Raw genomic sequence first — 13,715 nt, 5'->3', positions numbered from 1 at the left:
GATTATAAGCGTACGGGAGAGGGATGGGGAACCGAGTGGAATTAGAGCCGCTGTATAAGGTGAAGGTAACGTGTCACTATTGTGAAACTGAGTATGACACCTCACGGGTAAGACCGAGCTTAAAAAGACCCTACCGGACGGATTCTGATTTTTGTGCTTACTACAAGCTGGAGAATCCGGACTTTTATGTGGTTCGCATCTGTCCGCAGTGTGGGTTTGCTTCCACGGAAAACGCAACGGAGCATTTGAATGATGCTCAGCGTAAGGCTTTCAAGGAACAGATCGGTAACCGCTGGGTAAAACGTGATTATAGCGGAGCACGGACACTGGAACAGGCGCTGGCTACGTACAAACTTGCTTTGCTGTGCGCCCAGGTTATTCAGGAGAAAGACCGTGTCGTCGCTGGCCTGCTGCATCATATAGCTTGGTTGTATCGTTATATGGAGGACCATGCACAGGAACATCGTTTTCTTGAATTTAGCCTTGAAGCCTATGTGAAGGTGTTCGAACGTGAAGGAACAGGCGGCAATGAAGCCAAACTGTTGTATTTGCTCGGGGAATTGAATCGCAGGGTAGGCCGGTTCAATGAAGCAGTGCAATGGTTCGGCAAGGTCATACATGACAAGCGAATCACAGATGCGGCTATGATTCGTGCTTCAAGAGAACAGTGGGCGGTGCTGCGCGAACAGATGATTTCAGGCAAGATGGAACTCCCAGAAGAGATGCTGGAAGCAGACAAAGAGGCCGCAAAGCGCAGCCCCCTCTAGGTCAACCTTGGATTTAAGACACGCCCTAGTTACGTACAGGACGGCTGGATAACAGATAGTCACTGTCATTGTCGATCACGGTCATGCTGGCATTGCAGCAGGGAAAGACCAGTAGTTTCTTTTTGCCTTCGCGAATGAGCACAAGCTCTTTTGGTTTGAGGGGGAGCAGCACATTACTTGCATGACAGTACGGACATTGCTGTACATAGATATCCCCCATCACAATATCGTAAGGCCAGCTGTTTTCAAACGGAATCATTCTTTTTCGCCTTCTGTTGCAGAAGGTTTGGAAGCTTCTTGTTTGGCGAGTTCCGCAATCTTCTGCATCAGGATATGTTGGGGCATGTGCATCAGGTGCTCCAAAGGCACGCCCAAGGATTCTGCTAATTTGACGGCTGTATCAGCCGATACTTGTAAAGGTTTCATACGTTTACCTCCTGAGAGTTGCTATAAGTATTTCTCTAGTATAGAGATATGGCTGACAGAAAACCAGTTTTTAATTCGATTCTAACGATCCAATTTATAGAGAGAGGTGCCTTATTAAATGAAAACGCCATTACACCCCGTATGGGATCTGGAGTCCATTTTTAGTGGAGGTTCTTCCTCCGAATCATTCGCTGCATATCTGATTGAACTGGAAGAGGATGTACGCAAACTGCAACATCTGTTGAACGAAACACCCGCACCGACTTCATTAGAAGAGACGGCTACATTTGATCCCATTTTGGAACTGTTGCAGAGCTGCTATATCCGCGTATCGGAAGGTTCTGCGTTTGTATCCTGCCTCTCATCACAAAACCAGAAGGACAAGAAGGCAACGCAGCTTCAGGGAGCCATCAGTTCCCTTGCTGCGTTGCTGAACGGCAGTAAGTCGAAGTTCGATAATACACTTAGTCAGACATCGGATTTGGTGTGGGACGCGTGGATTGCTCGGGAAGATATTCAGCCGCTGGCATTTGCATTGAACGAGAGTCGCACGCTGGCTCGTGAGAAGCTGTCGCCGGAACTGGAAGGCCTTGCTTTGGATTTGGGTGTGGATGGTTACCATGGTTGGGGCAAATTCTATAATACGATTGTCAGCAAGGTGAACATTCCTTTTGAGCAAGATGGAGAAACGGTAATGCTGTCCGCAGGACAGGCTGCCAACAAGCTGAGTGATAGTGATCGGAATGTACGCGAGACGGTATTCGCAAACTGGGAGCAGGCTTGGACCGATGTCGAAGATTTCTGTGCAGACACGCTGAACCACCTCGCAGGATTCCGTCTGAAGTTGTATGAGAAACGTGGCTGGGATGATATCCTCAAAGAACCTCTGGCCATCAACCGGATGTCACGTCAGACACTGGATACGATGTGGAATGTGATTAACGGGGCTAAACCTGCGCTTATTCAATACCTGGAGCGCAAGGCAGAACTGCTAGGGGTAGACAAGCTCAGCTGGAGCGACGTAGATGCACCTGTAGGCCAATCGAGTGGCAAGATCACTTACGATGAGGCAGCAATGACTATTGTTGAACAGTTTGCCAAGTTCAGTCCTAAACTTTCTTCGTTTGCAGAGAAGGCTTTTGAGAAACGCTGGATCGAAGCAGAAGACCGTCCTGGCAAGCGCCCAGGAGGATTCTGTACGTCTTTGCCACTTAGCAAAGCAACCCGGATTTTCATGACCTTCTCCGGGACGCCATCCAATGTGTCGACTCTTGCGCATGAACTTGGTCATGGATATCATCAACACATTATGGAAGAGTTGCCTGCATTGAATCAGCGCTATGCGATGAATGTGGCCGAGACAGCTTCCACGTTTGCTGAACTGATTGTAGCAGATGCCCTGGTACAGGCAGCAACAGATGAGCAAGAGAAGCTGGCGTTGTTGGAAGACAAGATACAGCGAAGTGTGGCATTCTTTATGAATATCCATGCCCGGTTCCTGTTTGAGAATCGTTTCTATGAGCAACGCAAAAAAGGCCTGGTCAATGCGGATGTGTTATCCAAATTGATGGTGGAGGCACAGCAGGAAGCATTCTGTGGTGTACTTGCAACAGATCATCCGCATTTCTGGGCCTCCAAACTGCATTTCTACCTGACAGGTGTGCCATTCTATAACTTCCCATATACGTTTGGGTACATGTTCAGTGCGGGAATCTATGCGAGAGCACAGCAAGAAGGTACAGCATTTGCAGATAAATATGATGACTTGTTGCGGGATACAGGACGTATGACGGTCGAAGAACTGGCCCAGAAACATTTGGGTACGGACCTGACACAACCGGATTTCTGGCAAAATGCTGCGGATTTGGTCATTGCCGATATTGAGCAGTTTTTGCAGATGACAGCAACCGAAAAATAGGTTGAAGATATATGAAATGGCTGCAATCGAGTGTTTAACAGACACTGGATTGCAGCTTTTTTTGTTCAGAATCCTCATTTTCAATTCTCGAATATTTTGTCGTAATTCAGTGAAAAAGCTCAGTTTAAGGAAGTGGGATGGCAATTAATTGTGCAAATTATAGTTAGAAATACCCAACTTTGCCGTTGTTTGTTGAATGAGCACATATGATGTCATATAATGAGTCGTAAGTCCTTGATGTATAGGACTATAAGCATATAAGGAGAGTGTTAATATGAAAATTGAAGAGCTTTCATTAGCGCGACAGTTGGATCTGGTGTTCAAAGAGCTTGATCATGAGTTGTCAGGGTTAGATTCAGGGGTAGTTTTTGTGCAAATACGAAACAACGTAATTGGGAAATTCGGTATTCGACATAATCCGATAACTGGACGGAATGGACAGATGGATGTGGAGGAGGGGGGACTAAACGAAACCCAGAGAACTTCTTTCCGAGCAATGGCACTGGAGACGTTGAAATTTAAACGGACTTGGACGCATGGTGAAATATCGTACGACTTCACAGTAAGACAAGGTATGATTTTGGTAGATGCAACAATGGAGTCTAATTACAATATGGCGAGCCTGATGATTCGTTACCCTAGAACCAATACATACAAGGATTCAGGTATGGAGTCGACCTCCTAATTAGTTGCATAAGAGAAAGCGGCACTTCCGAAGAAGGCCGCTTGTACTTTGGATTCTGCTCAAATCAAGCAAAAATTACGAGCTTACGAACGACCCGATAATTGCTGCTCAGCGATTTGCACCAGACGTTTTGTGATGTATCCACCCAGAGAACCTGTCTCACGGGAAGTATAGTTACCGTAGTAACCATCTTGTGGAATAGTTACACCCAGCTCTTGTGCAGCTTCAATTTTCAATTGTTGCAATGCTGCAGTTGCTTGGGGAACGACCAGGTTGTTGGAGCGGCTACCGCTACCTTGGTTTTGACTTCCGTACATATGTGTCACCTCCTTATGGGTTGGTGATGTTAGTATGGTTAGAGAATACGGAAATATACATGATATGGCGTAAGGGAAATTATGGATGATCAATAGTAGACATGTCACATCAAAAAGCCGACCCAATGCGGGTCGGCAAGTTGTATAAGGATATTAAAATATAGGGTGATATGCGCAAAAGCAACATAGAGGATGATGAGTTTACTTAGTCTGTAGGAGGTATAACCTCAATACGTGTAAATAGCTCAACAGGCTGTTCCGGTTCCAAGCGAATTAACCCCGTCTGCTCATCCGATAAAGCCAAATTAGGTGCATCCGGGAGCCAAGTGTACGGTTCAATGCACAAGAACTGATCAGATTCACCTTTGGTGAAGAGAACCCAATGTTTAAAAAATGCTTCATCTGCTGAATATTTCAATGTATATCCATCTTGTCTGCGTAAGTAAGCCGTGGCTGGTTCACCTTCGGTAGCTTTCAACAAGGTATCCCAGTTACGTCCCTGCATGTTGATGCCTTCGTTCAGAGCAGACCATTCACCTAGAGATTCTATTTCACCTGTAGGGAGTTGTTCTTCATTCTGTCCGTATAATCCGGAAACAGGCACTTGCAATGTCCAGTCGGCAGGTTTGCCGTCTAGCAAAAACCATGTATGATATCCCATCCCGAAAGGAGCAGGCGTTGAGCTCAGATTAGTGACTCGCAGACGCTGGCTAAATACAGCGTTTTGCAGACTGAACGTCATCTCAAGCTTCAAGGGAATCGGGAATTGAGCCATCCAGTGCTCTTCATTTTCAGTCAGTAATTCAGTCGTAATTGCACAGCCATCTTCATCTTCCTCAATGTCACTGACACACCAGGATTGGGTACGATGGAGGCCGTGAATATGGTTGTCATTCGCCGTGTTCTGATCGAACTGGTAACGTACACCTTCATATTCGAATTGTCCCCGATGAATGCGTCCTGGTGGAATTAGGAGAGGAACGCCGAAATGGTAAGGCTTCTGCAGATAAAAGGCAAGATCATCTTCATCCGGACGACGGACGACATCTCTGTCCTGCACTAAATCGCGAATAGAAATAATATTATTTCCAAGACGCGGCAGCAGGGTAATTTCCAATTCACGGCTATGTAGGATATACGTGTCGTAACCATTCCATTGGCCTTTGGTCACTTGTTTCATATCGATGCTCCTTTTCCCACTTGAAATCTGTCTGCAAGCAGTCGTGATGATGCTACTGCTACAGGCGTGTCATTGTGTACATGCCAGCTATTTCCTGCTCGACTTCGTGTGAAGTTAACAATAGGATAAGCAATTCCATCATAACAGATTTTAGTGTGTCGGGTAAAAAAGTTCATCTCATTTTGACATTCGCGCCTGTGCGCATTAAGATGGAACTCTGAAAGCATTTATTAGAATTGAATGAAATGAAATCGATGACAGGGACAAGTAGGCCAAGAGAATCCTCTTCAGAAAGCCGGTGGTTGATGCGAACCGGTGTGAGCTCTTTACCGAATGGACCCTTGAGTGTGGGTTTGAACAGGCAAAGCCGAAAGACGGGCTTGCCCCACTAGAGTCTGCCGTATAATCCACGTTACGGAACAATGAAGGCATTTCTTCAGCTTGACTTGAATTCAGGGTCATGGGCAATGGAAGAAAAGCGAATAAGGGTGGCACCACGGTCTCACGTCCCTTGCGGATGTGGGGCCTTTTTGCGTTCGCAGAGAATGGCGGTTTTTTTTATTTAAAATCAGGGAGGCGTTATGTGCAATGAAAACAGTACTTTCAGGTATTCAACCGAGCGGCAAGCTCACATTGGGCAACTATATTGGTGCAATCAAAAATTTTGTGAAACTCCAGCATGACTATCAGTGTCATTTCATGGTGGTTGATCTTCATGCGATCACCGTAGCTCAGGAGCCAGCCGCATTGCGTGAACAGTCGGAAGCTGTAGCTGCGCTGTTTATTGCAGCAGGTATTGACCCATCGAAATCTAACGTATTTCTGCAGTCCCATGTACCGCAGCACGCGGAATTGGGCTGGTTGATGACGACGCTGACCTCCATGGGTGAGCTTGAACGCATGACTCAGTTTAAGGATAAATCATCTGGTAAAGATTCTGTTGGTGCTGGATTGTTCGTGTATCCATCATTAATGGCGGCTGATATTTTGCTATACAATGCTGATCTTGTACCCGTGGGCGAGGATCAGAAGCAGCATCTGGAACTGACACGTGATCTGGCAGGACGCTTTAACCACCGTTATGGGGAGTACTTCACCATTCCAGATCCGTATATCCCACAGGTGGGTGCTCGGGTAATGTCACTTGACGATGCCTCTTCAAAGATGAGTAAAAGTAATCCCAATGCTGGCAGCTATATTGCCTTGTTGGATCCGCCGGATGTCATTCGTAAAAAAATCAGCCGGGCTACAACGGATTCAGGGCGTGAAGTCGTATATGATCCGGCAAACAAACCGGAAGTCAGCAACCTGATGAGCATCTACGCTGAATGTGCGGGTATGACGCTTAAGGAAGTAGCTGAGCGTTATGAAGGCAAGATGTACGGTCCGTTCAAAAAGGAACTGGCTGAAGTGGTTGTGTCTGTTATTGAACCATTACAACAACGGTATAATGAGATTCGTGAGTCTGGTGAATTAGCCGATGTGCTGGATACGTCAGCACGCCGTGCAGAAGAGGTTGCTGCTCAAACGCTGGATGCAGTGAAAGAGCGTATGGGGTTTGTTCCTAGACGTAAACTGTAGTGTTGAACAAGATTTTCATATGTAACGTAATGAATAGTTAATATGGATAAAGAGGAGTCCTATTGAAGGACTCCTCTTTATTTGTAAGTCCATTATTGAATGATAAAAGACCTGTTCAAGAAGTAGGCTCTGAAGCTGCCGAGCGAACTGCCTGACGTTCTTTTTTGGCACGAATCACAAATCCCCAACCGATGTTGGCAATGGACAGGACAAACAGTAGTGCGGCTAACCAACCGGAGTAGGAGATCGTAATTGCTGTAACCGCTAACAAGATAATCGAAGAGAATGCGAACCATAAGGATAAGCCTTTGCTCATTGGGAAAAACCTCCATCTACAAATTTAGTAAAATTCCGTATAACCTGAAGCGTACGAGCCATAATAATCTTGCAAGCTTGCAATTACATTACAGACACAGATTGAAGGGAGATTATAAATATGGCTCAAGGATCTCGTTCTAACAACTTGGTGGTACCTCAGGCAAATTCAGCACTGCAACAATTGAAAATCGAGGCTGCACAGGAACTGGGTGTAACAATCCCACAAGACGGTTACTATGGTAACTACACTTCCCGTGAAACAGGATCTTTGGGTGGATATATCACCAAACGTCTGGTACAAATCGCTGAGCAGTCTCTGGCTGGGTCTGGCAAATAATTTATCTTAACCAAACAGCAACAAAAACAGGATAAACAGAAAGCCCGGGGCGGAAACGCTCCGGGCTTTCTCGCGTATCAGTTCCTATGTCTGATTGTGCCTTGCCATGTTCACTTCGTCAAGGGCGTGCAGATAAAAGTTTTTTATCCATCTTCTCATCGCTTAACCAGCCTACATACGTATCGATCGTTTCAAAATTCCGATCCATTACGACTACAGCGACAAATGGATATTGTTTCCGGTGTCGATAACGTACATCAGCCCAGCGGACCTTGTAACCGGCAGGTAATTCTTCAACCTCTGCCACCGCATAGGAGGTGAAGTAGAGGAAGGCACTGACTTCCGGCGATTTGCGTGAAGCAGCAACGGCCGCATGGGTAGAAGATGAAGCTTGCAGACTCCATGCCAGATTAGAACCATCCATTTTACCAATCTCATAACTGCCATCTTCAACTCTTTTAACGACATGCCAGCGATTCCAGGATATCGTCGGAATGACGATATATTTTGCTTGCTCTGGGCTGTTGTCGAGACGTCTAACCTTTCTGACCGCTTGTGCACGGGCAATCGTCCGCCATATATAATATAGTCCTGTCAAGCTATATAACGTCACGAAGAGTGGTGCAGGGGCGATCAGGTCAAAGGCCCATAACAGGATAGCCACGACATGCGTGGAGAATAGAAACGGATCAAAAATATGAATGATGTTCCAGGCGATCCAGCGTTCTGTAAAAGGCCGGGCGGCTTGGGTACCATAGGTGTTGAACAGATCAGTGAATACGTGAACACCTACGGCTACAGCGGTCCAAGTGGCAACGTGTCCAAAAGGCACACCAGGGAATATCAGTGCAATGACGCCAGTGATGAGCAGAACCCATAACAGGAGAAATGGCAGAGAGTGTGACAAGCCCCGATGATTCCGAATGTAAAGCGAATTGCTTTTGAGACGTAACGCAGTATCGATGTCAGGGGCCTGGGAACCGGCGATCGTGCCAACCATTACCGCAGCTGCAAGCATAGGGTTGGACGCGACGACAGGATCGACATAAGCCAGACCGGCTAAACCAATCCCCATGACAAAATGTGTAGAGGTATCCATAAACGTCTCCTTTGTGTGGTGTATCGTTGTAAGGCATATTGCTTCTCTATCTAGGTGATACCCATATATAGTGTATAATATCCGCCTGTCAGGATGCAAAACACCCCAAATTTCGAAGGGGTGACAATAAATGTATTATAACCAATAAATGTACGCAGTTTGTCAAACTATTTCGGCATTTCCTATGATAAACTCTATATCGGATACAGAGAGAAAAATCGTCAGAGCACGTACGATACAAATGGAATGATATACAACGCTAAAAATTTATGGGCATTGTTCCTTTAAACCGTTACAATAATATAGAATCTCATAAAAAGTAGGTTTCTTTGAATACATATGTCACAGTAGATGGATAAAGCGAAACGAACGTGATTTTGAATCACATATGTATGCGTATTCATAAGAGAAGATACAGAAGGGACGAGGAAGATGCTGAAAAAGTACAAATGGACATGGATGCTGCTGGGGCTCGCACTGATTATGGCTGTGTATCTGATGTGGGGCACCGTATTTGCCAGCAAAGAAAAATTACCCGAGATTCGTGAAATCCAATCCTTTTCCATGGAAAATGTAGATGGCAGTACGGTATCCCTGGAGGATACTCAAGGGAAAGTCCGTTTGTTCTACTTTTATTTCACCAGTTGTCCGGATGTCTGCCCTATTACGACGTTTACGTTATCCCAGGTGCAGGATCTGTTGAAAGAGGACGATACCTTCGGTAAAGATGTCTCGTTTGTATCCATTTCATTCGACCCGAAAGTCGATACAAGAGAGAAGATCAAGACATTCGCGGACCGCTTCCATGCGGATTATTCCGGATGGTACTTCTTGCGAGGGGATATGGACAAAACCAAACAGTTCGCCAGGGATTCATTCCAAATCCTCATCGAAGGGGAGAATAAGGATGATTTTGCCCATATGAACATGATCGGGCTGGTGGATGAGAATAACCAGCTACGCAAGGTATATAATGCGTTTAATACAGAAGACGTTGTGCCTGCTGTGATTGCGGAGGATATTCGGAATCTGATCAAGGAATAATCATCTGATGCTTATATTGTAAAGGCTGCCTCCAGGTTGAATATCAACCCAATGGCAGCCTTTTGGTATTTCCTTTTAAAAGGAGGGATGTTCGGGGTATTGGATGTATGTCTCTAACCCGGCTTTCTCCAGCTGGGCAATGATATACTCATCAGGTGTTCCTTCCACTCCCGCATATCCTCTTCGTGTATACATCTGTACTGCATCCGGGAAAGCATCCCGAAGCACACCTCTAATTTTTTTGCCAGAACTGTCATTATCCATAAATAAAAAGACTTCATCATAACCGACTTGCTTGCGCAGGGTTTCCAGCTTGAGGGAATTAAGTGTTCCAAACGTACATAGAATGTTGATTTCGGGTCCAACCAGACGTTTCAGTTTGCTTCGATCATTCTTACCTTCCACAATGACATGAATAGGCATGATATTCACCTCTTGTTCGAGAGCTTATGTCGACATTCCCCGGGAAATGTTGCAGCGAAAATCGACTGTTTATATAAAATGGACTCCTTTTCTTTACACTGTTCACCACGCGGACAGGAGCACCTCTGATTTCTAAATTCTTTTTCACATACATCAGGAAGTAATTCGATCAGTAGTGGCCGTTACGGTTACGGATCGTTCCTTCGATCGCTGTTGTCTCCAAATTTCTGATTGAATTTTTATAGGTTGAAATATGAAGACAAAGGCGAACGCTATCGCTTCTTCAAAATCGATTCCGTCCCCTTCACTACTTCCAATGATCGTCCATACCTAATGATGATATTTAAGAAAAAGATGAAATCTTAAAGAAGGCGCTTATGATTCCTGAGCCGCTCCGTTCGTGTGTAAAACGTTAGTCCATTTTATATAGTTTAGCTGTAAATGGGGGAATGATGCAAAGCTAATGAAAATACTAGCCTAATTGATGCCATAACGGTAGGGAAGAAGAGCTTGATACTTGCTTAATTTAATATACTTTTCGGATCGGACAGGGAAGCTTCGCTTCTGGATGTGTAGTATGGAAGCAGTAGCATACCAATCATTAACAGAACAAAGGCAATGAAATAGGGTGATAACCCGACACGGAGTTGCCCGGCAGTGATGGGGCCGATGAAAGAACCGATGGAGGTGGCGATGGATTGCAGTGAGAAAATTCGGCCCAACTTGCTTCCTCCGCTCAGACGTATAAATAGGGTTGCCATAGCTGGAAAGATGATGCCTTTGGACATCCCGAGTACAAATAATACGGTGGACAACGGGATTTGTGGAATTGCGGCCATTACAAAAAAACACAAGGACATTAACAGCACGCCCGCAACCAGACGCAGCTTGGGGGAATACCGGTTGAGAAATAACATGCTCAGTGTGAAGAGTGCCCCAATACTGATAATAGAGAACAGCAGTCCAGTAGACATGATGGACGATTGTCCTCCGCCCCGCAAGGGTAATTCGAAGAAGAGAATCCCTTGAGCACAGGCAATCACCAGAGGCAGGGCAAAGTATCGCCAGGACACCGGTAGAAATGCACTTTGTGCATTTGCCGGTGAGACATCAGGTTTAGCAGGTTCAGTTACTCTCTCGTGCTGCTTGACGATACCACGAGGCATGGTCATGAATGCAATGACACCTGTGAGAATAAGCAGATAACCCAAGCCTGAGAATGTAGCGGAGAAGCCCATGGAACCTACAATGATCGCACCGGCTGCTGGCGATACAACAGAGGCGAGGGTATGCACTACGCCGTGACCCGACATATACTTCCCCTGTTTCACCGGATCGCTGGATAGCTGTGCCAGCAAGGCGAGGCATGCAGGAGACAGGAAGGCCAGTACAAAACCGCTGATGGAACGCAGCGCCAGCAGTTGCCATGGTGTCTGGACATAGGCTTGCAGGAGCAGGATGACTCCTGCCCCGAGCAGACTGAACACAATGTAGCGGCGACTGCCATGTTTATCAATTTGCGTTCCGGCAATCAGATTGCCAGGAAGATGTGTTAAGGAATAGATGCCCATCATCCAGCCGATGAAGGTAGGGGCAGCTCCAAGCGAGATGGCAAAAGGGGTCAGAATGGGATACTGGGCGTGCAAATCAAATACCGCAAGGAACAAAAACAGGTATAGCCAGATGGCCGTTTTCACATAAGCCCCTCCTTGTTAAGCGATGCGTGTTCAAACTACAGATCTAGAACGTGTTCCCCGTTCGTCAGCAGAACCTCATGGTACTACTTGTACGCCAGGCGGGACGAACTTAGACCCTTTATTTTTACGGGAGAGGGCTTAGCTGACAGCAGCTTCGGAAATCATGTATAATATTCGGGAAGTGTAACGAATGAATTCTAATACGGAAGGTGTAATCATGAACATAGAAGTAATCAAAGAGTTTGTGATGCAGAACTGGCTAGTGATCGTGGTTGCGTTGATTATTTTGTTCTTCGTTCTGAATGTGGTCAAAACCGTATTGAAATGGGCGATTGCCATCATCATTATTGCGGCTCTACTGATATACAGCGGCATCTCCATTGATCAGATCAAACAGACAGTGACAGACGTACAATCCAGTACGATGGACACATTGAAGAAAGAAGCGACCAGCATGATGCTTAAGGAAGCTTCCAAAGCGACATACGTTAAAGGACAGGATGGAGCATTCACCATCACAAGTCCCAATGTGGAGATTAAGGGTCGAACTCAATCGGATAAAGTGGATGTGACCTTCCGCGGAATTTCTCTTGGCGAATGGAAACTCGACAATGAAACGATACGTACGTTTGTCGAACAGGCACAGGAAAACAAAACAGCACCAGCATCGTAGTAAAGGGGGAATCAGTTCGTGCTGCAGAATTGGCTGGACAGCCTGAAGGAGTTTAATGGCATCACAATTATGCTGCTGCTGATTGTAGCTGCTTCATTGTTGCAGGGTTGGTCCAGAGGGGCTTCGCGTTCAGCAGGCAGACTCTTCGGGTTCCTGATGGATGGCATTATGGCGGTGATTGGTATTCTGTTGTCGATCGGTTTAACGATGTGGCTTGCGCCATATGTGCAGCAGTGGTTGTCTGCGTATGCTTCAGCCATGCCTAACCGTGAGTTAAATCGGTGGGAACAGATGTATTATACGTTGGTTACGGCGATTGCAGATTTTCCGCTGATGCGGTTCGCCGTATTATTTGTACTTAGCTACGGCCTCATCCGACTGATTCTTGGATTGCTGAGTTCATTCATTTTTAGCAGCAGGCAGGGTCTAGGCGAGGAAAGTGCTCCTAAAGGTATGTTTAGCAGGTTGACAGGTGCCTTGATTGGCACAATTATAGGCTCCGTCCGCGGAATGATTGTCATTGCGGTGCTATTCATGATTGTAAGTCTCTACCCTGGGAGTATGTTCAGCCGATATGTGGAGGCATCTCCCATCTATATGCAAGGGGCCAAGTCGGTTATCGAACCGTTGTCAGGCACGTTCATCAAGGACAAGCTTCCTGTATTTACGCAGGCTGTGCAGAAGGAACTGGGCGGCATTCTGCAACGCAAATATGAAGTCATTGACCATAATATTCCGACGGATATTGAATCTGCAGCGAGTGAGATTGTGAAAGGCCAATCGACAGATGAGGAAAAAGCAAGAGCGCTATACGACTGGGTAGGTTCACGGATTCACTATGACTATGGTAAAGTGGATGACTATGAGCAAAAGGGCATATGGCATGAACAGAATCCACAGAATACTTTTGATACACGAAAAGGCGTATGTATTGATTATGCCCGTCTATATGCTGTGATGGCCCGCTCACAAGGACTCGAAGTCAAAGTCGTTACAGGACTGGGGTATAACGGCCAGGGCGGATACGGTCCGCATGCGTGGAATGAAGTGTATTTGAGTGATTCCGAGAGCTGGGTTCCGCTTGATCCGACGTGGGCCATCAGTGGAGATTGGTTTAATCCTCCTAATTTTGCCGACACCCACTTAAAGGATCAATCAGCTTAACATTACAACGGACAAGGGTCCGTAATATGACGACGTTGCCAGGTTATCATGCCGGGAAGAACCAGTTTGAGCGGTATGCATCAAGT

16 protein-coding genes and 1 other annotated feature are annotated in these 13,715 nt (G+C 46.1%); of the genes, 8 read left to right on the top strand and 8 right to left on the bottom strand.

The window, feature by feature from the left end:
- Positions 1-35: 35 nt before the first annotated feature.
- Positions 36-767 carry a DUF2225 domain-containing protein gene (locus OM416_RS28630; RefSeq protein WP_264935195.1) on the top strand — a complete coding sequence of 244 codons (732 nt, stop codon included), beginning with the start codon at positions 36-38 and terminating at the stop codon, positions 765-767.
- 25 nt (positions 768-792) lie between these two features.
- Here OM416_RS28630 and OM416_RS28625 read toward each other — a convergent pair whose 3' ends face one another.
- Positions 793-1,026 (bottom strand): hypothetical protein, encoded by a 234-nt coding sequence (locus OM416_RS28625; protein WP_062837999.1) that lies wholly within the window; start codon positions 1,024-1,026, stop codon positions 793-795.
- Positions 1,023-1,193 carry a YycC family protein gene (locus OM416_RS28620; RefSeq protein WP_076333195.1) on the bottom strand — a complete coding sequence of 57 codons (171 nt, stop codon included), beginning with the start codon at positions 1,191-1,193 and terminating at the stop codon, positions 1,023-1,025. The genes OM416_RS28625 and OM416_RS28620 overlap by 4 nt, the downstream gene beginning before the upstream one ends.
- 118 nt (positions 1,194-1,311) lie before the next feature.
- On the opposite strand from OM416_RS28620, the gene OM416_RS28615 reads away from it, so the two are divergent.
- Both OM416_RS28615 and OM416_RS28610 read left to right on the top strand, forming a co-directional pair.
- A complete protein-coding gene (locus OM416_RS28615; RefSeq protein WP_264935191.1) occupies positions 1,312-3,111 on the top strand; it encodes a M3 family oligoendopeptidase in 1,800 nt (599 codons plus the stop codon).
- 274 nt (positions 3,112-3,385) lie between these two features.
- Positions 3,386-3,796, top strand: coding sequence for an O-methyltransferase (locus OM416_RS28610; protein ID WP_264935189.1), 411 nt, complete (start codon positions 3,386-3,388; stop codon positions 3,794-3,796).
- A gap of 83 nt (positions 3,797-3,879) precedes the next feature.
- On the opposite strand, the gene OM416_RS28605 is transcribed toward OM416_RS28610, so the two are convergent.
- Together OM416_RS28605 and OM416_RS28600 are read right to left on the bottom strand one after the other, a co-directional pair.
- Positions 3,880-4,113 (bottom strand): alpha/beta-type small acid-soluble spore protein, encoded by a 234-nt coding sequence (locus tag OM416_RS28605; RefSeq protein ID WP_047841310.1) that lies wholly within the window; start codon positions 4,111-4,113, stop codon positions 3,880-3,882.
- A 205-nt stretch (positions 4,114-4,318) separates the two neighbouring features.
- A complete protein-coding gene (locus tag OM416_RS28600) occupies positions 4,319-5,293 on the bottom strand; it encodes an aldose 1-epimerase (RefSeq protein ID WP_264935187.1) in 975 nt (324 codons plus the stop codon).
- Positions 5,294-5,538: 245 nt separating this feature from the next.
- Positions 5,539-5,808, top strand: a binding site (T-box leader).
- Between the two features lie 73 nt (positions 5,809-5,881).
- Between OM416_RS28600 and trpS the strand changes: the two genes are divergently transcribed.
- Positions 5,882-6,874 (top strand): tryptophan--tRNA ligase, encoded by a 993-nt coding sequence (gene trpS, locus OM416_RS28595; RefSeq protein WP_076333192.1) that lies wholly within the window; start codon positions 5,882-5,884, stop codon positions 6,872-6,874.
- Between the two features lie 115 nt (positions 6,875-6,989).
- Here trpS and OM416_RS28590 read toward each other — a convergent pair whose 3' ends face one another.
- Positions 6,990-7,190, bottom strand: a complete 201-nt coding sequence (locus OM416_RS28590; RefSeq protein WP_264935185.1) for a hypothetical protein — start codon at positions 7,188-7,190, stop codon at positions 6,990-6,992.
- A gap of 120 nt (positions 7,191-7,310) precedes the next feature.
- On the opposite strand from OM416_RS28590, the gene OM416_RS28585 reads away from it, so the two are divergent.
- The gene (locus OM416_RS28585; RefSeq protein ID WP_017692386.1) at positions 7,311-7,529 is read left to right on the top strand and encodes an alpha/beta-type small acid-soluble spore protein; all 219 of its coding nucleotides are present in this window, start codon (positions 7,311-7,313) and stop codon (positions 7,527-7,529) included.
- A 118-nt stretch (positions 7,530-7,647) separates the two neighbouring features.
- On the opposite strand, the gene OM416_RS28580 is transcribed toward OM416_RS28585, so the two are convergent.
- Positions 7,648-8,628, bottom strand: coding sequence for a metal-dependent hydrolase (locus tag OM416_RS28580; RefSeq protein ID WP_264935178.1), 981 nt, complete (start codon positions 8,626-8,628; stop codon positions 7,648-7,650).
- A gap of 432 nt (positions 8,629-9,060) precedes the next feature.
- On the opposite strand from OM416_RS28580, the gene OM416_RS28575 reads away from it, so the two are divergent.
- Positions 9,061-9,672, top strand: coding sequence for an SCO family protein (locus OM416_RS28575; protein WP_076319831.1), 612 nt, complete (start codon positions 9,061-9,063; stop codon positions 9,670-9,672).
- Positions 9,673-9,747: 75 nt separating this feature from the next.
- On the opposite strand, the gene OM416_RS28570 is transcribed toward OM416_RS28575, so the two are convergent.
- The gene (locus tag OM416_RS28570; protein WP_062837991.1) at positions 9,748-10,095 is read right to left on the bottom strand and encodes a toprim domain-containing protein; all 348 of its coding nucleotides are present in this window, start codon (positions 10,093-10,095) and stop codon (positions 9,748-9,750) included.
- Between the two features lie 521 nt (positions 10,096-10,616).
- Positions 10,617-11,792, bottom strand: coding sequence for an MFS transporter (locus OM416_RS28565; RefSeq protein WP_264935173.1), 1,176 nt, complete (start codon positions 11,790-11,792; stop codon positions 10,617-10,619).
- A gap of 190 nt (positions 11,793-11,982) precedes the next feature.
- On the opposite strand from OM416_RS28565, the gene OM416_RS28560 reads away from it, so the two are divergent.
- A complete protein-coding gene (locus OM416_RS28560; RefSeq protein ID WP_175623787.1) occupies positions 11,983-12,465 on the top strand; it encodes an ATPase in 483 nt (160 codons plus the stop codon).
- Between the two features lie 69 nt (positions 12,466-12,534).
- Positions 12,535-13,629 carry a transglutaminase domain-containing protein gene (locus OM416_RS28555; protein WP_413775838.1) on the top strand — a complete coding sequence of 365 codons (1,095 nt, stop codon included), beginning with the start codon at positions 12,535-12,537 and terminating at the stop codon, positions 13,627-13,629.
- The last annotated feature ends 86 nt before the right edge of the window (positions 13,630-13,715 follow it).

The sequence above is a fragment of the Paenibacillus sp. LS1 genome, from assembly GCF_026013365.1.
In the GTDB taxonomy this organism is placed as follows: Bacteria; Bacillota; Bacilli; order Paenibacillales; family Paenibacillaceae; genus Paenibacillus.
Note: the sequence above shows the minus strand (reverse complement) of the source record. Positions and strands in the feature narration are given on the sequence as shown.

Coding starts and splice junctions, on each gene's coding strand:
- OM416_RS28625 (WP_062837999.1), bottom strand. CDS start 1,026: ATGATTCCGTTTGAAAACAGCTGGCCTTACGATATTGTGATGGGGGAT.
- OM416_RS28620 (WP_076333195.1), bottom strand. CDS start 1,193: ATGAAACCTTTACAAGTATCGGCTGATACAGCCGTCAAATTAGCAGAA.
- OM416_RS28615 (WP_264935191.1), top strand. CDS start 1,312: ATGAAAACGCCATTACACCCCGTATGGGATCTGGAGTCCATTTTTAGT.
- OM416_RS28610 (WP_264935189.1), top strand. CDS start 3,386: ATGAAAATTGAAGAGCTTTCATTAGCGCGACAGTTGGATCTGGTGTTC.
- OM416_RS28605 (WP_047841310.1), bottom strand. CDS start 4,113: ATGTACGGAAGTCAAAACCAAGGTAGCGGTAGCCGCTCCAACAACCTG.
- OM416_RS28600 (WP_264935187.1), bottom strand. CDS start 5,293: ATGAAACAAGTGACCAAAGGCCAATGGAATGGTTACGACACGTATATC.
- trpS (WP_076333192.1), top strand. CDS start 5,882: ATGAAAACAGTACTTTCAGGTATTCAACCGAGCGGCAAGCTCACATTG.
- OM416_RS28590 (WP_264935185.1), bottom strand. CDS start 7,190: ATGAGCAAAGGCTTATCCTTATGGTTCGCATTCTCTTCGATTATCTTG.
- OM416_RS28585 (WP_017692386.1), top strand. CDS start 7,311: ATGGCTCAAGGATCTCGTTCTAACAACTTGGTGGTACCTCAGGCAAAT.
- OM416_RS28580 (WP_264935178.1), bottom strand. CDS start 8,628: ATGGATACCTCTACACATTTTGTCATGGGGATTGGTTTAGCCGGTCTG.
- OM416_RS28575 (WP_076319831.1), top strand. CDS start 9,061: ATGCTGAAAAAGTACAAATGGACATGGATGCTGCTGGGGCTCGCACTG.
- OM416_RS28570 (WP_062837991.1), bottom strand. CDS start 10,095: ATGCCTATTCATGTCATTGTGGAAGGTAAGAATGATCGAAGCAAACTG.
- OM416_RS28560 (WP_175623787.1), top strand. CDS start 11,983: ATGAATTCTAATACGGAAGGTGTAATCATGAACATAGAAGTAATCAAA.
- OM416_RS28555 (WP_413775838.1), top strand. CDS start 12,535: ATGCTGCTGCTGATTGTAGCTGCTTCATTGTTGCAGGGTTGGTCCAGA.